This window comes from Streptomyces sp. NBC_01618 (assembly GCF_045209435.1).
Classification (GTDB): Bacteria; Actinomycetota; Actinomycetes; order Streptomycetales; family Streptomycetaceae; genus Streptomyces.
The window spans coordinates 4,466,640-4,484,478 of record NZ_CP109297.1 but is presented as its reverse complement, the minus strand read 5'-3'; the positions used below and the strand labels follow the sequence as shown (position 1 = coordinate 4,484,478).

Annotated in this window: 17 protein-coding genes and 2 pseudogenes; 12 read left to right on the top strand and 7 right to left on the bottom strand. The window is 71.5% G+C overall.

Annotated features, from left to right (window positions below; all coding sequences use genetic code 11):
• Positions 1-86 precede the first annotated feature (86 nt).
• Positions 87-2,252 (top strand): HelD family protein, encoded by a 2,166-nt coding sequence (locus OH735_RS20890; RefSeq protein ID WP_406383028.1) that lies wholly within the window; start codon positions 87-89, stop codon positions 2,250-2,252.
• Positions 2,253-2,367: 115 nt separating this feature from the next.
• On the opposite strand, the gene OH735_RS20885 is transcribed toward OH735_RS20890, so the two are convergent.
• Positions 2,368-3,057: a copper homeostasis protein CutC gene (locus OH735_RS20885; protein ID WP_406383027.1), complete on the bottom strand. Its 690-nt coding sequence runs from the start codon at positions 3,055-3,057 to the stop codon at positions 2,368-2,370.
• Between the two features lie 260 nt (positions 3,058-3,317).
• Between OH735_RS20885 and OH735_RS20880 the strand changes: the two genes are divergently transcribed.
• The 3 genes from OH735_RS20880 (at position 3,318) to OH735_RS20870 (ending at position 7,872) form a co-directional block, all read left to right on the top strand.
• Complete coding sequence (locus OH735_RS20880) at positions 3,318-5,588, top strand: heavy metal translocating P-type ATPase (RefSeq protein ID WP_406383026.1); 2,271 nt, start codon at positions 3,318-3,320, stop codon at positions 5,586-5,588.
• 285 nt (positions 5,589-5,873) lie between these two features.
• A complete protein-coding gene (locus tag OH735_RS20875) occupies positions 5,874-6,557 on the top strand; it encodes a hypothetical protein (protein WP_406383025.1) in 684 nt (227 codons plus the stop codon).
• Between the two features lie 79 nt (positions 6,558-6,636).
• Positions 6,637-7,872 carry a Cmx/CmrA family chloramphenicol efflux MFS transporter gene (locus tag OH735_RS20870; RefSeq protein ID WP_406383024.1) on the top strand — a complete coding sequence of 412 codons (1,236 nt, stop codon included), beginning with the start codon at positions 6,637-6,639 and terminating at the stop codon, positions 7,870-7,872.
• Positions 7,873-7,882: 10 nt separating this feature from the next.
• Here the strand turns inward: OH735_RS20870 and OH735_RS20865 are convergent, their stop codons facing one another.
• Both OH735_RS20865 and OH735_RS20860 read right to left on the bottom strand, forming a co-directional pair.
• On the bottom strand, positions 7,883-8,158 hold the full coding sequence (locus OH735_RS20865) for a DUF4031 domain-containing protein (protein WP_406383023.1): 276 nt from the start codon (positions 8,156-8,158) through the stop codon (positions 7,883-7,885).
• On the bottom strand, positions 8,155-8,523 hold the full coding sequence (locus OH735_RS20860) for a hypothetical protein (RefSeq protein ID WP_266905889.1): 369 nt from the start codon (positions 8,521-8,523) through the stop codon (positions 8,155-8,157). The genes OH735_RS20865 and OH735_RS20860 overlap by 4 nt, the downstream gene beginning before the upstream one ends.
• A 141-nt stretch (positions 8,524-8,664) precedes the next feature.
• Between OH735_RS20860 and OH735_RS20855 the strand changes: the two genes are divergently transcribed.
• From OH735_RS20855 to OH735_RS20835, 5 genes are all read left to right on the top strand, one after another.
• Positions 8,665-9,582 carry a MurR/RpiR family transcriptional regulator gene (locus OH735_RS20855; protein WP_406383022.1) on the top strand — a complete coding sequence of 306 codons (918 nt, stop codon included), beginning with the start codon at positions 8,665-8,667 and terminating at the stop codon, positions 9,580-9,582.
• Positions 9,583-9,678: 96 nt separating this feature from the next.
• A complete protein-coding gene (murQ, locus tag OH735_RS20850; protein WP_406383021.1) occupies positions 9,679-10,644 on the top strand; it encodes an N-acetylmuramic acid 6-phosphate etherase in 966 nt (321 codons plus the stop codon).
• A gap of 149 nt (positions 10,645-10,793) precedes the next feature.
• On the top strand, positions 10,794-11,036 hold the full coding sequence (locus OH735_RS20845) for a hypothetical protein (RefSeq protein ID WP_406383020.1): 243 nt from the start codon (positions 10,794-10,796) through the stop codon (positions 11,034-11,036).
• A 42-nt stretch (positions 11,037-11,078) separates the two neighbouring features.
• Entirely contained in the window at positions 11,079-11,753 is a 675-nt protein-coding gene (locus tag OH735_RS20840) for a response regulator transcription factor (RefSeq protein ID WP_406383019.1), read from the top strand.
• A gap of 16 nt (positions 11,754-11,769) precedes the next feature.
• Entirely contained in the window at positions 11,770-13,167 is a 1,398-nt protein-coding gene (locus tag OH735_RS20835) for an ATP-binding protein (RefSeq protein ID WP_406383018.1), read from the top strand.
• On the opposite strand, the gene OH735_RS20830 is transcribed toward OH735_RS20835, so the two are convergent.
• From OH735_RS20830 to OH735_RS20820, 3 genes are all read right to left on the bottom strand, one after another.
• The gene (locus OH735_RS20830) at positions 13,148-13,993 is read right to left on the bottom strand and encodes a hypothetical protein (RefSeq protein WP_406383016.1); all 846 of its coding nucleotides are present in this window, start codon (positions 13,991-13,993) and stop codon (positions 13,148-13,150) included. The two genes, OH735_RS20835 and OH735_RS20830, sit on opposite strands and share 20 nt — an antisense overlap.
• A 231-nt stretch (positions 13,994-14,224) precedes the next feature.
• The gene (locus OH735_RS20825) at positions 14,225-14,458 is read right to left on the bottom strand and encodes a hypothetical protein (protein WP_406383015.1); all 234 of its coding nucleotides are present in this window, start codon (positions 14,456-14,458) and stop codon (positions 14,225-14,227) included.
• Complete coding sequence (locus tag OH735_RS20820; protein WP_406383013.1) at positions 14,448-14,696, bottom strand: hypothetical protein; 249 nt, start codon at positions 14,694-14,696, stop codon at positions 14,448-14,450. Before OH735_RS20820 ends, OH735_RS20825 begins: the two co-directional genes overlap by 11 nt.
• 114 nt (positions 14,697-14,810) lie before the next feature.
• On the opposite strand from OH735_RS20820, the pseudogene OH735_RS20815 reads away from it, so the two are divergent.
• Both OH735_RS20815 and OH735_RS20810 read left to right on the top strand, forming a co-directional pair.
• Positions 14,811-15,065: pseudogene (locus tag OH735_RS20815) on the top strand (multiprotein-bridging factor 1 family protein); the annotation flags it as partial.
• 1 nt (position 15,066) lies between these two features.
• A pseudogene (locus tag OH735_RS20810) lies at positions 15,067-15,282 on the top strand (DUF397 domain-containing protein); the annotation flags it as partial.
• A 61-nt stretch (positions 15,283-15,343) separates the two neighbouring features.
• On the opposite strand, the gene OH735_RS20805 reads toward OH735_RS20810, so the two are convergent.
• Positions 15,344-15,847, bottom strand: a complete 504-nt coding sequence (locus OH735_RS20805) for a M23 family metallopeptidase (protein WP_406383012.1) — start codon at positions 15,845-15,847, stop codon at positions 15,344-15,346.
• Positions 15,848-16,168: 321 nt separating this feature from the next.
• On the opposite strand from OH735_RS20805, the gene OH735_RS20800 reads away from it, so the two are divergent.
• Positions 16,169-17,791 carry an adenosine deaminase gene (locus OH735_RS20800; protein WP_406383011.1) on the top strand — a complete coding sequence of 541 codons (1,623 nt, stop codon included), beginning with the start codon at positions 16,169-16,171 and terminating at the stop codon, positions 17,789-17,791.
• The last annotated feature ends 48 nt before the right edge of the window (positions 17,792-17,839 follow it).

Below are 17,839 nucleotides of genomic sequence, written 5' to 3'. Positions count from 1 at the left end.
TCCCCGAGCGGACCGCATCGCCCCGAGCAGTGCCCCGGGACGAGGTGCGGTCCGCCGTCCTGCGTTGAAAAGCCGGAGGCAACACCGTGCCCGCGCACGCACACGAAAGCGACACCACCACCGATCCCCTGGCCCTCGAACGCGCCCATCTCGCCGCGTCCCGCTCCGCGTTGCGCGCCATGCGCGAGGACGCCCAGGCCCTCGACATCCGCGACGTCACCGCGAACTGGGTCAACGCGGCCGTTCTGCAGTCCCAGATCGACGAGCGGATCAAGTCCCTCGCCGATCTCGCCCACACCCCGCTCTTCTTCGGGCGCCTCGACTATCTGCACACGGTCGGTGCCGAGCAGGCCGAGGGGGCATCGGAAGAGGCGGCGCGCAGCGCCTCGGCCAAGGGTGGTGGTGGGCGACGGGAGGGCCAGTTCTACATCGGGCGCCGCCACGTCCACGACGCCGACGGCGATCCGATGGTCGTCGACTGGCGCGCACCCGTCTCGCAGCCGTTCTACCGGGCCTCCAGGAAGGACCCGCAGGACGTCGGCCGGCGCCGCCGCTTCGGCTACACCGGCGGTGAGCTGACCGCGTACGAGGACGAGCACCTCACCGACCCCGCCGAGGCCGCGCAGACCAGCAAGCTCCTCCAGGCGGAGATCGAGCGGCCGCGCGTCGGTCCGATGCGTGACATCGTCGCGACGATCCAGCCCGAGCAGGACGAGATCGTCCGCAGCGGTCTCGGCGGGACGGTCTGCGTGCAGGGAGGGCCCGGCACCGGCAAGACGGCCGTCGGCCTGCACCGGGTCGCGTATCTGCTGTACGCGCACCGGGAGCGGCTTGCCCGTACGGGCACGCTGGTCATCGGCCCGAACCGGTCCTTCCTGCACTACATCGAGCAGGTGCTCCCGGCCCTCGGTGAGCTGGAGGTGAAGCAGGCGACCGTCGACGATCTGGTGACGGCGGGCCTCGAGGTGCGCGGCACGGACTCGGCGGCCGCGGCCGTCGTCAAGGGCGACGCCAGGATGGCGGAGGTGCTGCGGCGGGCGATCCGCTCGCATGTGACGCTGCCGACGGAGCCGGTGATGGTGGTGCGCGGCTCGCGGCGGTGGCGGGTGCCGGCCTACGAGCTCGAGGAGATCGTCACCGAACTCCTGGCCCGGGACATGCGGTACGGGGCCGCCCACGAGGCGTTGCCGCAGCGGATCGCGCACTCCGTCCTGGTCCGGATGGAGGAGGCGGGCGAGGCGCCCGACGACCGGGTGCAGAACGCGGTGGCCCGTACCCCCGCCGTGAAGGCGGCCGTGAAGGCGATCTGGCCGGCCGTCGAACCGGCAAAGCTGGTACTGCGGCTGCTCATCGACGCGGAGTTCCTGGCCGCGCACGCGGCGGGGCTGCTCACCGAGGACGAGCAGAAGACGATCCTGTGGACCAGGCCGGTCCGCAGCGTGAAGTCCGCGAAGTGGTCGGTGGCGGACGCGGTGCTGATCGACGAGGCGAGCGATCTGGTGGCGCGTACGCATTCGCTCGGCCATGTCGTGCTCGACGAGGCGCAGGACCTGTCCCCCATGCAGTACCGGGCGGTGGGCCGCCGCTGCACGACCGGTTCGGCGACGGTCCTCGGCGACCTCGCGCAGGGCACGACGCCGTGGTCGACGGAGAGCTGGGCGCAGGCGCTGCACCATCTGGGCAAGCGGGACGCGGTGGTGGAGGAGCTGACGGCGGGTTTCCGTGTGCCGCGCGAGGTGATCGCGTACGCGTCACGGCTGCTGCCGGTGATCTCGCCGGGCCTCGCGGCGGTGGAGTCGGTGCGTGAGTCGCCGGGTTCGCTGGAGGTACGGGAGGTGGGCGGTCCGGCGGAGCTGGACGCGGCGGTGCTGGCGGCGTGCGAGGAGTCGCTGCGGCACGAGGGGTCGATCGGCCTGATCGCGGCGGACGCGCGGATTCCGGCGCTGGCGGAGGCGCTGGCCGCGGCGGGGCACGCGTACCTCTCCCCCGGTGAGGAGACGACCGCCGAGTCCCGCCTGACCCTGGTCCCGGCGTCGCTGGCGAAGGGCCTGGAGTACGACTACGTGGTGCTGGACGAGCCGGCCGCGGTGGTGGACGGCGAACCGGACGAGCGCACGGGGCTGCGGCGACTGTATGTGGCGTTGACGCGTGCGGTGTCGGGGCTGACGGTGGTGCACGCGGCAGAGCTGCCGGACGAGCTGGCGAAACCCAGCCCCTCCGGCGCACCGAAACCCAGCCCCTCCGGCGTTTGAGGAGCGGGGGTCCGGGGGCAGAGCCCCCGGTCACGGGAAGGGGCGGGGCGGGGAACAGCCCGCCGCAGGCGACCCGCCCCGCCCCACCCCGCCCGCACCGCCTCACCCCGCCCCGCTACGCGTCAAGCGCCGCGCGCCACTCCCGTACCGCCGCCACGTCCACCGGTTCCGACCAGCCGTGCGGGCGGGCCGCGCTGCCGATGTGCACCGCGTCGATGCCCGCACCCAGCAGCTCCGGCAGGTGGCCCAGGCGGAGGCCGCCGCCCACCAGGATTCGGGGCTCGTAGCCGGGCTCGCCCGTGCGGGCCGCCTCGACGAGCAGCGTCGGGATGCCGTGGTCGACACCCTTGGGCGATCCCGCGGTGAGGTACGTGTCCAGGCCGGGCATGTCCGCCAGCTGCTTGCGCAGGGCGTCCCGGTCCGCGGCCCGGTCGATCGCACGGTGGAAGGTCCAGCGGCAGCCGTCCAGCTCGGCGACGAGCCGTTCGACGGCGACCAGGTCCGGGTGACCCTCGGCGTCCAGGAAGCCCATGACGAACTCGTCGGCGCCCTCCGCCCGCAGCTCGCGCGCCCTGGCGGCGAGTTCGTCGATGTCGCCTGCGGCGAAGCCGTCCTCCAGCCTGAGCATCACGCGCAGTGGAATGTCCACCGCCGCCCGGATCTCCGCGAAGGTCGCGCGGGACGGGGTCAGGCCGTCCGCCGCCATGTCGGTGACCAGCTCAAGCCGGTCCGCACCACCCGCCTGGGCAGCGACCGCATCCTCCGCGTCGAGAGCGATCACCTCCAGGACTGCACGGTTGCTCATGGGATCCCAATCCTCCAGGAAGCGGCAATAGGTCTAGTCCAATGACCAGCCTACGGGGCGGCCGGCCGGAGGCGCAGCCTCAATGTGACGTGAAGATACGTGAGGCCAGACGCACTTCCGGTGAGCGAACGCCGGGCGGACGCGCACGCCCCGAACTCCGGCCCCGAATCCGCTCTTGCGTTTCATAGGGGTGGGGGGTATACCTGAACCTGCAACGCATACCCCCTAGGGGTATGGACATCTCCGGCAGGGAGGACACCGTGTCCGCGCACACCGCCACAACCGGCACCGGCACCACCACCGGCACCACCGCAGAGGTCGAGCTCGCGATCGGCGGCATGACCTGCGCCTCCTGCGCGGCCCGCATCGAGAAGAAGCTCAACCGGATGGACGGCGTCGAGGCCACCGTCAATTACGCCACCGAGAAGGCCAAGGTCAGCTACCGGGGTGAGGACGTCTCCGTACAGGACCTGATCAGCACCGTCGAGAAGACCGGCTACACCGCGCACGAGCCCGCGCCCCCGGTACCCGCAGAGGGCGAGGACCCCGGGGCCTCGGAGGCCGACGAGCTGCGGCAGCGGCTGTTCACCGCCGTGGTGCTCGCCGTGCCGGTGATCGCGATGTCGATGGTCCCGGCGCTCCAGTTCGACTACTGGCAGTGGCTCTCGCTGACCCTGACGGCCCCCGTCGTCACGTACGCCGCGTGGCCCTTCCACCGCGCCGCCTGGACCAACGCCAGGCACGGCGCGGCGACGATGGACACGCTGATCTCGGTCGGCACCTCGGCCGCGTTCCTGTGGTCGTTGTGGGCGCTGTTCTTCGGCACTGCCGGGATGACCGGCATGACGCACCCCTTCGAGCTGACCATCGGGCGGAGCGACGGCGCGGGGAACATCTATCTGGAGACCGCCGCCGCAGTCACCGCCTTCATCCTCGCCGGGCGCTACTTCGAGGCCCGTTCCAAGAGGAAGGCGGGTGCCGCCCTCAAGGCGCTCCTGGAGCTCGGGGCCAAGGAGGTGACCGTGCTGCGCGATGGCCGTGAGGTGATCGTGCCGACCGCCGGCCTCCAGGTCGGGGACCGGTTCCTGGTCCGCCCCGGCGAGAAGATCGCCACGGACGGCACGGTCGTGGAGGGCGCGTCGGCCGTGGACGCCTCCATGCTCACCGGCGAGTCCGTGCCCGTGGAGGTCGGCGTCGGCGACTTTGTCACCGGGGCCACGCTCAACGCGGGCGGCCGGCTCGTCGTCGAGGCGACCCGGGTCGGTGCCGACACCCAGCTGGCCCGGATGGCGAAGCTCGTCGAGGACGCGCAGAACGGCAAGGCGGCGGCCCAGCGCCTCGCGGACCGGATCTCCGCCGTCTTCGTCCCCGTCGTCATCGCCCTCGCGCTCGGCACCCTCGGCTTCTGGCTCGGCAACGGCGCGAGCCTGACGACCGCGTTCACCGCCGCCGTAGCCGTACTGATCATCGCCTGCCCGTGCGCCCTGGGCCTCGCCACCCCGACCGCCCTGATGGTCGGCACGGGACGCGGCGCCCAGCTCGGCATCCTGATCAAGGGCCCCGAGGTCCTGGAGACCACCCGCCGCGTCGACACGATCGTCCTCGACAAGACCGGCACGGTCACCACCGGCCGGATGACCCTCCTGGACGTACACACGGCCGACGGCACCGACGAGAACGACGTACTGCGGCTCGCGGGCGCCCTGGAACACGCCTCCGAACACCCCATCGCACAGGCCGTCGCCACCGGAGCCGCCGAACGCACCGGCCACCCCCTCCCCACCCCCGAGGACTTCACCAACGTCGCGGGCCTCGGCGTCCAGGGGGTCGTCGAGGGCCACGCCGTCCTCGTCGGCCGTGAGCAGCTGCTCGCCGAGTGGGAGATCCACCTGCCGGTGGAGCTGGCCCGGCACAAGGCGGAGGCGGAGGCCGCCGGACGGACGGCCATCGCGGTCGCCTGGGACGGCGAGGCGCGGGCGGTTCTCGCCGTCGCCGACGCGGTGAAGGACACCAGCGCTGAGGCCGTCGAGCGGCTTCGGGCCCTCGGCCTGACCCCGATCCTGCTGACCGGCGACAACCGGGCGGTGGCCGAGGCGGTCGCGGCCGAGGTCGGCATCGAGAAGGTGTACGCGGAGGTCATGCCGGAGGACAAGGTCGACGTCGTCAAGGGCCTCCAGGCCGAGGGCCGTTCGGTCGCCATGGTCGGTGACGGGGTCAACGACGCGGCCGCCCTCGCCCAGGCCGACCTGGGCCTGGCGATGGGCACGGGCACGGACGCCGCGATCGAGGCCGGTGACCTGACGCTGGTCCGCGGTGACCTGCGGGCCGCGGCGGACGCCATCCGGCTGTCGCGGAAGACCCTCGGAACCATCCGTACGAACCTGTTCTGGGCCTTCGCCTACAACGTGGCCGCCCTCCCGCTCGCCGCGACCGGGCTGCTGAACCCGATGATCGCGGGCGCGGCGATGGCGTTCTCGTCGGTCTTCGTCGTCGGCAACTCGCTGCGGCTGCGGGAGTTCAAGGCGGCGTAGGACCGGTTCTCGGCCCGCCCGCAGTCCGGTGGGTCGCGCAGGGGCCGGGGTGGCTCGGTGAGCCGCCCCGGCCCGAACCGCTGCCCCATCGGGCAGCCGTCGTTGCCCGGGAATCCACCCGCTGCCTGCCCTTCCGGCCCTTCCCGCCCTCGGACTTGCCGCATGGTGGGGGCACTCGGCCAGATCGATGACGTCCGCCCGCACCTCGGGTACCGGTGCCGTGACCGGCAATGTCTGCGCGACGGGGCAAAGCTTGCCGGGAGGGGTACTGGCTAGGGTCGTCCCATGACCGACAGTTCGCGTGCAGACGGCGCCCACGAGACGGGCCGCGCCGACGCCCACCTCCGGGATCGCTGGCGGGAGACGCTCGTCCGTGCCCGGGGCGGGGCGTCCGGTCCCGATCCGGCGCCGTACGCCGAAAACCTCCTGGTCCGCTGGGCCGAGCCGCAGCGGCGGTACCACACCACCGCGCACCTGGCCGCGGTGCTCGATCACGTCGACACGCTCGCCGGGTACGCGGCCGACGCGGATGCCGTACGTCTCGCCGCCTGGTTCCACGACGCGGTGTACCGGCCCGACCGGTCCGAGAACGAGGAACGCAGCGCCGCACTCGCCGAGCGCGCCCTGCCCGAGGCCGGCGTGCCGGACGGCGTCACGGCCGAGGTCGCCCGGCTCGTCCGGCTCACCATCACCCACGACCCGGCGGAGGGCGACGCCAACGGCGAGGTGCTGTGCGACGCGGACCTGGCGATCCTCGCGGCGCCCCCGAGGGAGTACGCGGCGTACACGGCGCAGGTGCGGGAGGAGTACGGCTTCGTGCCGGACGACGCGTTCCGGGAGGGGCGGGCGACGGTGCTGCGTCAGCTCCTCGGGCTGCCACGGCTGTTCCGTACACCGCACGGGGTCGAGCAGTGGGAACCGCGGGCGCGGCAGAACCTGTTGACCGAGTTGGAGCTGCTGAGCCACTGACCTGTGACAGCGGGGAATGCGAGGGCCGTGATCGCTGTTGGCAGCTGTCGTGCCCGACTCTGCCGCTCGCCGCCATCGCATGCCCCTTGCCGTCTACATCCTGGGTCTCTCCGTCTTCGCTCTCGGTACGAGCGAGTTCATGCTCTCCGGACTGTTGCCGCCCATCGCCGACGACATGAACGTGTCGATCCCCCGTGCCGGACTTCTCATATCCGCCTTCGCGATCGGCATGGTGATCGGCGCCCCGCTGCTCGCCGTGGCCACGCTCCGGCTGCCGCGCCGCACCACACTGATCGCCCTGATCACCGTCTTCGGCCTCGGTCAGGTCGCGGGTGCGCTGGCCCCGACGTACGAGGTGCTCTTCGCTTCCCGTGTCGTGAGCGCCTTCGCCTGCGCCGGGTTCTGGGCGGTGGGGGCGGCGGTCGCCATCGCGATGGTGCCGGTGAACGCGCGGGCCCGTGCGATGGCCGTGATGATCGGCGGTCTGTCGATCGCCAATGTGCTGGGCGTACCCCTGGGCGCGTTCCTCGGTGAGAACCTCGGCTGGCGGTCGGCGTTCTGGGCCGTGGGCGCGGCGTCCGCCGTGGCACTGGTCGGGGTGACGACGCTGATTCCGCGCATTCCGCTGCCGGAGCAGAAGCCGCGGCTCAAGCAGGAGATGAGCATCTACCGGGACCGGCAGGTGTGGCTGTCGATCGTGATCACGGCACTCGCCGCGGGCGGTGTCTTCTGTGCGTTCAGCTATCTGGCCCCGCTGCTGACGGATGTCGCCGGTCTGGACTCGGGCTGGGTGCCGACGGTGCTCGCGCTGTTCGGAATCGGTGCGCTGGTCGGTACGATGATCGGCGGCCGGGTCGCGGACGCGCATCTCTTCGGGGTGCTGATGAGCGGTATCGCGGCCTCGACGGTCTTCCTGGTCGCGCTGGCGCTGTTCGCGTCGAACCAGGTCGCGGTGGTCGGGCTCTCGTTCCTGCTGGGCCTGTCGTCGTTCTACACGGCCCCGGCGCTGAACGCCCGGATGTTCAACGTCGCGGGCGCCGCCCCGACGCTGGCCGGCGCGACGACGACGGCCGCGTTCAACCTGGGCAACACGGGCGGCCCCTGGCTGGGCGGCACGGTGATCGACGCGGACTTCGGTTTCGCGGCGACCGCGTGGGCGGGAGCGGCGATGACGGTGCTGGCGTTGGCGGCCGTGGTGTTCTCGCTGCGACTGCAGGGCAGGGGCAGGTCGCGACGGGTGACGGGGTCACCCACCACGGTGTCGTCGGGAGTGCGCGGAGAGGCGTCGTCGGAGGCGGGTGCCCCCGCAATCTGACCCGTGGCCGTCAGCCGGCGGGCGCCGGACGTCCCTTCGGCCGCCGCAGACCGGCCTCCGTGATCCGGCGGACGAGCTCCTTCGAGCCGATCTGCTTAGCCCCGGCCCGTACCGCGTCCTCGTACCGCGATTCCGGTACGTCGTAGTGGTCCCGCTCGAACGCGCGGGGCGGGCAGCCGACGGAAGCCGCGAAGGCGTGCAGCTCGTCGAAGGACACATCACTGACCAGATGCGACCAGAACCGCCCGTGCCCCGGCCAGTCCGGCGGGTCGATGTAGACCGTCACCGCCGCAGTATCCCGCTCAGCGCACCGACCGGCGCGACGGCCACGGCGGCCTTGGTGCAGACCCAGTGCGGGTCCGGGCCCAGTTCCGGTTCGACGTCCAGGGCGTGCGGGTCGCCCGCGTCGCAGACGGGGCAGAGCGGCCACCGTCCGTACCGTTCGAGCAGGGCGTCCTGCACGTCCTGCGCGACGAGGCCGACGACGAACGAGACACCGTCGGGCCACTGTTCGACCCACCAGCGGCGGTGGGTCACCGCGTCCTCGACCAGCGAGACGATCCCGGCCTCGGCGACGTCACCGGCGGCGAGATCGGCCATGACCAGCGCGCGGGCCGTGTGCAACGCCTGTTCCAGGGGATTCATCTCCATGGGCCCATTGTCACCCGCCCACGAACCCGCCTCTCGCGCCCGCCCCCACCATTTCCGCGCTGACGGAGGTGCTGTCAGCCTTTCAGAGGTAGGGACCAAAGGGGGGTTGACGGGCAACCGGGTTGAAAATATCTTTCAAAGGTGACCAATCACCTGAAGGAAAGTTTCAGCGCTGATTCCCCGCCCGCCCCGGCGGCTCTCGCGGCCAAGGTGCGTACGCTCGCGCCGTCCATGACCCGCTCCATGCAGCGCGTCGCCGAGGCCGTCGCCGGTGACCCCGCCGGCTGCGCCGCCCTCACGGTCACCGGTCTCGCCGAGCTCACCGGTACGAGCGAGGCGACCGTGGTCCGCACGGCCCGCCTCCTCGGCTACCCCGGCTACCGCGATCTGCGCCTCGCCCTCGCCGGGCTCGCCGCGCACCAGCAGTCGGGCCGGGCTCCCTCCGTCACCGCGGACATAGCGGTCGACGACCCGATCGCCGACGTGGTCGCCAAGCTGGCCTACGACGAGCAGCAGACCCTCGCCGACACGGCCGCCGGGCTCGACACCGTCCAGCTCGGTGCCGCGGTTGCCGCCGCCGCCACCGCCCGGCGCATCGACATCTACGGCGTGGGTGCCTCCTCCCTCGTCGGCCAGGACCTGGCGCAGAAGCTGGCCCGTATCGGCCTGATCACGCATTCCCACACGGACCCGCACCTCGCGGTGACCAACGCCGTGCAGCTCCGCTCCGGCGATGTCGCCATCGCGATCACGCACTCCGGCTCCACCGTCGACGTCATAGAGCCGCTGCGGGTCGCCTTCGACCGCGGGGCGACGACGATCGCGATCACCGGCCGCCCCGACGGTCCCGTGACGCAGTACGCCGACCACGTGCTGACCACGTCCACCGCCCGGGAGAGCGAGCTGCGGCCCGCCGCCATGTCGAGCCGTACGAGCCAACTACTCGTCGTCGACTGTCTGTTCATAGGTGTGGCGCAGCGCACGTACGAAACGGCCGCACCGGCGCTCGCCGCCTCGTACGAGGCGCTGGCCCACCGCCACACCCCACGCCCCCGCTGACCCCGCCCGAACCTCGAAAACCGAACACCGAACACCGAAACCCCCGCACCCGCAGAGCCGTACGCGTACGCGACCGAGAAAGCAGAGCCGCTCTCCATGACCTCCACCCCCGACGCCGACACCACCGCCCCCGACGGATACGGGGAGCTGCGCGCCCAGCTCGAAACGCTCACCACCGAGGCGTTCCGGCCCGAGCTCGCCGAGATCGACCGCCTGGACACCCTTGAGATAGCCCGGATCATGAACGGCGAGGACCGGTCCGTCCCGGCCGCGGTCGGCGCCCGGTTGCCCGAGATCGCCGCCGCGATCGACGGCACCGCGGAGCGCATGGCCCGCGGCGGCCGGCTGATCTACGCGGGCGCGGGCACCGCGGGCCGGCTCGGCGTGCTGGACGCCAGCGAGTGCCCGCCCACCTTCAACACCGACCCTGCCGAGGTCGTCGGCCTGATCGCGGGCGGCCCCTCCGCGATGGTCAAGGCGGTCGAAGGCGCCGAGGACAGCAAGGAGCTGGCCGCCGCCGACCTCGACGCCCTGGACCTCACCGCGGACGACACCGTGGTCGGCATCTCCGCCTCCGGCCGTACGCCGTACGCGATCGGGGCCGTCGAACACGCCCGTGCCAAGGGCGCGCTGACCATCGGGCTGTCCTGCAACGCGGACTCCGCCCTGGGCGCCGCGGCCGAGCACGGCATCGAGGTCGTCGTCGGCCCCGAACTGCTCACCGGTTCCACCCGGCTCAAGGCGGGCACGGCCCAGAAGCTCGTCCTCAACATGCTCTCGACGATCACGATGATCCGGCTCGGCAAGACGTACGGGAACCTGATGGTCGACGTCCGCGCCTCCAACGAGAAGCTGCGCGCCCGTTCCCGCCGGATCGTCGCGCTCGCCACCGGGGCGTCCGACGAGGAGATCGAGGCCGCACTCGCCGCGACCGACGGCGAGGTGAAGAACGCCATCCTCACCATCCTCGGCCAGGTCGACGGCCCCACCGCCGCCACCCTGCTGACCGCGTCCGGCGGCCACCTCCGCGCCGCCCTCGCCAACGCCCCCCGCACCACCTGACCCCACGGTGTTCAGCGACAAGTTCCACAGCGTCCGGATCGACCGGAGTCCGGCGGACCGGGCCCCCAAGGTCGAGTCGGTCCGCTCGGTCGATCTGCCGGCCGTCGGGCGCAGCGCGAAGAACGTCACGGTGGGGAAGGTCGCCACCCGTGAAGCGCTCGGGCGGCACCGCCGGGCTGGCCACCCACCGGGCCGACTCGGCGCCCGACCAGGTGACCGGGAAGAGCGTGCGCCAGGATGTCGAGCGGTACGCGTTCTGGCAGCACGGCACCCAGGTCGTGCTTACCACGATGCGCGCCGTACGGTCACGCTACCGCGACCGTACGGCGCCGGTCCGTCCGCACATACCGCTCCGCCCAGGCCACTCCCCGATGGTGTCGCACGCCACCTGAACAGAACCTGAACGCGAGTGCGGGCCGAGTAATACTGGCCGGGTGACCGCTGCACGCATTCTCGTCGTCGAGGACGACCACGGCCTGCGCGATGTCCTTGCCCGTGGCCTGCGCGACGAGGACTTCGACGTCGTGACCGCCGTCGACGGCGCCACCGCCCTGAAGACCGTCGACGAGTCGGTGCACGCGGTCGTGCTCGACGTGGGGTTGCCCGACTCCGACGGGCGCGACGTGTGCCAGGCGATGCGCGGTGCGGGGGTCACCGTTCCGGTGATTTTCCTCACCGCCCACGGCAATCTCACCGACCGGCTCTCCGGTTTCGCCTCGGGCGGCGACGACTACCTGGTGAAGCCGTTCCACCTCAGCGAGCTCGCGGCCCGCGTCCGCGCGGTCCTGAACCGCACCGGTCACCACGACAACGCCCTCGCCGACAGCGCGGGCGCGATGCGGCTGAACCCGATGAAGCACGAGCTGACGGTCCACGGCCGGCCCGTGGCACTGACGCCGACCGAGTTCCGCCTGCTGGCGTGCCTGATGTCCGGCCCCGGGAGCGTGGTACGCCGCCGGGCCCTGCTGCGGGCGGGCTGGCCGGAGGGGGCACAGGCCAGCGACAACACCCTGGACCAGTACCTGACCCGCCTGCGCCGCAAGCTCCGCGAGGCGGACAGCCCGCAGTCCATCAGCACTGTCCGCGGCATCGGCTACCGCTTCGGCTGATGACCACATGGACCGCATGGACCGCATGACCCGCATGACCCGCTACTTCCGCGCCCGCACCCTCCGCGGCCGCCTCGCCCTGATGGCCCTCGCCGCCAGTGTGCTGTGGGTCGGCGTCCTGACCACCGTCTTCAACATCGCCCTCGGCAACCGGCTCCACGGACAGGCCGACGACGTCCTGCGCACCCGCGCCGAGGCCGTGGCGGCGACGGTGGATATGCGCCCCGACGGCCGGCTCGTCGTCCGGGAGCCGACCGAGGACCGGGCCCTGGACGTAGGGGTCTGGATCTTCCAGGGCGGCACGGTGGTCGAGAAGCCCCCCACCGCACCCGCCGGCCTGGAGACCCGGGCCGCCGGGCTCGCGGGACGGCGCGAGACGTTCGCCGACACCGAGGGCCCCGGGTCGTGGCGACTGTACGCGTTCCCCGTCGACACCCCCGCCCGACCGGGGCACCCACCCACGCAGGCCGGCACCGTCGTCAGCTCCGTGAACCTCGACCCGTACCGGAGCACGGCAGACACCGCCCTGGTCGCTTCGATCGCCCTGGCCGTGCTCCTGCTCGCCACCATCTACCTGCTGACCCGCCTCGTCGTACGGCGGGCCCTGCGCCCCGTTACGTCGATGAGCGAGCAGGCCAACCGGTGGAGCGCCGCGGGCGCCCCCGAACGGTTCGGCTCCGAGGGCCGCCCCGCCGAACTCGCCGCGTTCGCGAACAGCCTGGACGCCCTGCTGGACCGGCTGGCCGCCGTCCTGCGCCACGAGCAGCAGCAGGCCGCCGAGCTCTCCCACGAACTGCGCACCCCGCTCGCCCGCATCGCCGCCGAAACCGAGTGGCTGACCGGACGCCCGCGCTCCGCGCAGGAGCGCGAGACCTCCCTGGAGGCCATCGCGGGCGCCGCCGCGACCATGCAGCAGATCTGCGACTCGCTGCTCTCGGAGGTCCGTACCCGCAACGCCCAGACCCCCGGCCGCTCCCGCTTCGCCGACATCGCGCACCGCCTGGCAGAACGCAACGCGACCCTGTTTCCCGCAGCCCCGCCGGTGACCGTCGCGACGGACGGCACGCCACCGCCCGACGTGAGCCTCGGCGTCTCGCAGGACGTCGCCGAGCGCATCCTGACACCGCTCCTGGACAACGCCCGCCGCTACGCCGCCCACTCCATCACCCTCACCTGCGCGGCGAGCGGGGGCGAGGTCACGGTGTACGTGTCCGACGACGGCCCCGGGGTCCCCGCGGACTTCGTCGCCTCGCTCTTCGAGCCCGGCCGCCGCGCCCGCCCCGAGGACGGACACGACGGCGCGGGGCTCGGTCTGGCCCTGGCCCGCCGACTGGCCAGGGCCGCGGGCGGCGACATCGCGCTGGACGCCGCCGCCCCGGGCGCACGCTTCGTCGTCACCCTTCCCGCGGGCTGACTCCCCGTGCGCCGGCCGTCTCGACGGCACCGTCCTGCGCCACATCGCGCCGGGTCCGAGTCAGGAAGACGACCAGGCCGAGGATGACGACGAGGAACAGAATGCTGGTGCCGACCGTGCCCAGCCCCAGCCCGCCGTCCGCCGTGGGCTGCGACAGGTAGTCGCCCAGCGAGGCGCCGAGCGGCCTGGTCAGGACGTACGCGATCCAGAACGACCACACCGCGTTGAAGTCCAGCGTGCGGTGCACGAGCGCCACGGCCGCGATCAGCGCGGCGAACACGACCGCGGAGAGCCAGTACCCCAGGTTCAGCTTCTCCGCCGTGAGGTCGCCCGCGGACGTGCCCAGCGCGAACGTGAACAGGATCGCCAGCCAGTAGAACGCCTCACGGCGCGTCGTCCGGATCGAGTGGATGGACAGCGTCCGCTCGCTCGCGTACCAGGCGATGAACGTGACGGCGAGTGCCACCGCGAACACCACGGTCGTGGTCTGGAGCGGAACGCCGAGGTTGTCGGTCAGGTTGTCGCTGATCAGCGTCCCGACGACGCTGATCAGGACCACGGTCAGCCAGTACAGGCCCGGCACATACCGACGCGCACGGAACTGGAAGAACAGGGTGACGACCAGCAGCGCACTCATCAGGTACGAGGTGTTGGTCAGCCCCAGGCCCAGATTGGCGTTGAGCAGGTCGGCCGCGGTCTCGCCCACGGTGGTGCACAGCACCTTGATCACCCAGAAGTAGAGGGTCACTTCCGGGACCTTGTTCAGCATCTGCCGCGCCCGGGAGCGCGTAGGCGGCGCATACGTGTCAGTCGTGTCCGTTGTCATGGAACGGCACGCTGGCATGGCCTCCCTGAAATTTTCCTGACTGCGCACAGCACCCGATCCGCGTGCGACATATGTTCACCGACCTCGGAAGCCCGCCGCCGTCGCGACGCTCGCGCGCTGACCGGCCCGACCGGCCCGATCGAAGGGCGGCACCCACCCTGGGCGGCACCCACCCTGGGCGTCGCCCTTCCGCACGTCCGCCGCCGCGTCAGACCTGACCGGCCGACACCCTCACGGCAGCCGCCCCTCCCGGTTGACCTCCCTGACCCTGGCCCGCAGCACCTCCCCGAGCGGCGCCGGGCGCACCGATTCCGGCGGACAGTCCCACTCCGCCCCGCCCCCCGGCGCCCGCAGCTGTACGTACGGCCCGACGCGCCCCATCACGCGTCCCACCCGCCCGTCCCGGGTGTCCACCGCGAACGACCCGGGCTCCGGCCCGCACGGCTCCGGCCCCTCACCCGTCATGACCGGCCAACCCCTGCGCCTCCAGCACCACACTCAGCCGCAGCGCCGTGTCAAGGTTGCACCGGCCGAGGTCCACCAGCGGCGACGACGATTCACTCCCCGCGCACGTCACCGGGTCGATCCGCAGCGAAGGCAACGTGATCCCCACCCCCGAGAACCCCTCCTTCAGCCGCGCCACCGCGTCCTCCGCCGCACGCACTCTGCCCTCTGCGACCCTGCGCCGTCCCTTGATCGTCATGGCCCATCCCTTTCCACGCTGAGTAATGACAATGCATACCCAGCGTGTCCAACGCGTAGCTAGCCTGGAAGAGGCGCAGAACCAACAACCGCACGTGTGTCACAGGGAGTTGTCATGCCAGGACCCAAGAAGCTGGACCCCTCCTCCTCGCCACGCGCCCTGCTCGGCGCCGAACTCCGCCATCGGAGAGAGGCCGAGGGCCTCTCGCAGGAGGAACTGGGCCTCCCGCTGTTCGTCAGCGGCTCCTTCATCGGACAACTGGAGTCCGGCACGCGACGGATGCAGGTGGATCAGGCCGAGAAGCTGGACGAGATCCTGAGAGCGGACGGGTTCTTCGCACGCAATTGCGCCGCCCTGAAGAAGTCGAAAGTACAGTGGCGGTGACGGCGGCAACTGCCTCGAAGTCGCGACCTGGCGAAAGTCCACGTACAGCGATGGCAGCGGCGGCGACTGCCTGGAGATCGCCGACGGCCACCCCGGCATCGCCCCCGTACGCGACTCCAAGGTGACCGAGGGCCCGACGCTCGTGTTCCGGGCCGCCGCGTGGGCGTCGTTCGTCTCGGACCTCAAGAGCACCCTGGTTTGACGGTACGGACGGACCGGACCGGGCCGACCGGCAACAGCGGTCGATCCGGTCCGGCTTCGCATCAGGCCCGCGTGTTGACGCTCACCGGCCAGGAACCCGTGGGCGGTACCCAGCCCTGGATGGTGGCCGGGACGCCCACGCGCGTATTGCAGTCGATGACCTGGAAGTGCAGGTGCGCACCGTCCGCCGCACCCGTGGCACCCGACCATCCGATGATCCGGCCCTGCGGGACCCAGTCGCCCGTGTTGTAGATCGCCCTGTTGAGGTGCGCATAGTGGGTGCACTGGCCGTTCGAGTGGCGGATGATCACCTCGATGCCGTTCTGCCAGTACGGCGACCAGTCCGAGACGAGGACCGTGCCGCCCTGCGCGGCGGAGACCTCGTAGTTCGCCGGGAGTCCGAAGTCCCAGGCGTACCGGTTGTACGCGTCGGTGTGCGAATACCCGCCCCAGTTCCCCTGGGTGACCAGGTAGGACTCACCCGCCGGGTAGGGAAGTTCGTAGTAGTAGTCGACGGCTGCGGCGGGCGAGGCCCCCAACAGTCCGATACCTGCCGCTGTCAGCACCGCGCTCGCTGTCGCGACAATTCTGCGGAGAACTCTTCTCACATCACGCATGGCACGCCTCCCGTTGGGTGTCGACTCGAACGCAACCACAGTGAGCCCCAACTTCCTTTTGAGACAAGGGATTTGGCAGGAACTCCGCACGACGGACGCGCTTGTGGGCGAAACCCGCCCGGAGGGCGGAAGACGGGGATCCGGGTCGTCGTGTCAGTCACCGGCGGCCGGCCGCATGGCGCGTTCACCCGCCCACTCGATCGGGTGGACGTTTCCGTCCATGGACGTGGTTCGGTAAGGAATGCCCTCGCCGAACGCGATCATTCGGCCGTGATCTCACCAAACCGGACGGCTCACCGTCCCAAGTCCCTGCTCCCGGCCGGGCTCGGCGCGCTCGCCGTGCTGACCCTGCTCCCGGCGGTCCCGGCCACCGCCGCGCCCGGGACCGCACCCGCGAAGGACTCCGCGTCGCGCGTCGTCGCGTACGCGTCGCCCCGTGCGGTGACCGCCGCCGAGCGCAGAACCTCCGCGTACCTGGACTCGTTGCGGAACAGGCCCGAGAGGCTGAAGTCCTTCTTCAAGGCGCTGCCCAAGGGGGGCGACCTCCACAACCACCTCTCCGGCGCGGTCACGACCGAGTACCTGATCGAGCTCGCGATCGAGAACGGCCTGTGCATCGACGCGACGATGACGGCGGTCGCGTCGCCTTGCGGACCGGGCACGAGGCCCGCCGCCGACGCGCGAACCGACGCCGCGTTCAAGCGGGAGATCGTCCGGGCCTGGTCGATGCAGGACTTCCCGGCCGATCAGTCCGGGCACGACCACTTCTTCGACACGTTCAACAAGTTCGGCATGGCGACCTGGTACGCCCGCGGCAAGATGCTCGCCAACGTGGCCAACACCGTCGTCGAGCAGAACCAGTTCTATCTGGAGACCATGGTCTCCCCCGCGTCGGACAGCGCCAAGGCGCTTGCCGAGTCCGTGGGTTACGACGCCGACCTGGCGGCGTTCCACCGCAGGCTCGTGGCCGACGGGAAACTCGACCGGGTCGTCGACGAGGCGGTCAAGGAGGCCGACGACTCCGACGTGCAGTTCCGCGAGGCCGCGCACTGCGGCACCGCGCGCCCCGACCCGGGCTGCCGGCTCCCCGTCAGATGGATCTCCCAGGTGTCCCGGGGCAGTTCCCCGGCGCGGGTGTTCACGCAGATGGAGGTCGGCATGCGGCTGGCCGAGCGCGACCCGAGGTTCGTCGCCGTCAACCTCGTACAGCCCGAGGACTGGGACAGCTCGCTGGCCAACTACAGCCTCCAGATGCGGATGCTCAAATACCTGCGCGGCCAGTACCCGCAGGCCCACCTCACGCTGCACGCCGGTGAGCTGGCCCCCGGCCTGGTCAAGCCCGAGGACCTGACGTTCCACATCCGCGAGGCCGTGCTCGTCGCCGGAGCCGAACGCATCGGACACGGCGTGGACCTGGTCCACGAGGACGACTGGCGCGAGCTCGCCCGGACGATGGCACGGCGCAAGGTCGCGGTCGAGGTGCCGTTCAGCAGCAACAAGCAGATCCTCGGCATCGCGGGCGACGACCACCCGTTCAACGCGTACCGCCGCTACGGCGTCCCGGTGGTCCTGGCCACGGACGACCCGGGGGTCTCGCGGATCGACATCAGCCACGAGTACCGGTACGCGGCCAGGACGTACGGGCTGCGCTACACCGAACTGAAGGACCTGGCGCGCGCCTCGCTGGAGTACGCGTTCCGCACCGGCCGCAGCCTGTGGGCGAACGGCTCCGCCCCCTCCGGCTACCGCCTGGTTGCCGCCTGCGCGGACAACCGGCCGGGCACCACCCACCCGAGCGCCCGCTGCGCCCGCTACCTCGCCGACAATCCGAAGGCGGCGACCGAGTGGCGCCAGGAGACGGCCTTCGCGACGTTCGAGGCCCGTCACCGGTAACCACACACGACTGTTCCGGGTCCCGGGGCTCAAGCTCCGGGACCGGAA

Bases quoted from the DNA above. Each gene is read 5' to 3' on its own strand.
- OH735_RS20860 (WP_266905889.1), bottom strand. From the start codon at position 8,523: ATGGAGATGAATCCCCTGGAACAGGCGTTGCACACGGCCCGCGCGCTG.
- murQ (WP_406383021.1), top strand. From the start codon at position 9,679: ATGACCTCCACCCCCGACGCCGACACCACCGCCCCCGACGGATACGGG.
- OH735_RS20820 (WP_406383013.1), bottom strand. From the start codon at position 14,696: ATGACGATCAAGGGACGGCGCAGGGTCGCAGAGGGCAGAGTGCGTGCG.
- OH735_RS20825 (WP_406383015.1), bottom strand. From the start codon at position 14,458: ATGACGGGTGAGGGGCCGGAGCCGTGCGGGCCGGAGCCCGGGTCGTTC.
- OH735_RS20830 (WP_406383016.1), bottom strand. From the start codon at position 13,993: ATGACAACGGACACGACTGACACGTATGCGCCGCCTACGCGCTCCCGG.
- OH735_RS20870 (WP_406383024.1), top strand. From the start codon at position 6,637: ATGCCCCTTGCCGTCTACATCCTGGGTCTCTCCGTCTTCGCTCTCGGT.
- OH735_RS20875 (WP_406383025.1), top strand. From the start codon at position 5,874: ATGACCGACAGTTCGCGTGCAGACGGCGCCCACGAGACGGGCCGCGCC.
- OH735_RS20835 (WP_406383018.1), top strand. From the start codon at position 11,770: ATGGACCGCATGACCCGCATGACCCGCTACTTCCGCGCCCGCACCCTC.
- OH735_RS20885 (WP_406383027.1), bottom strand. From the start codon at position 3,057: ATGAGCAACCGTGCAGTCCTGGAGGTGATCGCTCTCGACGCGGAGGAT.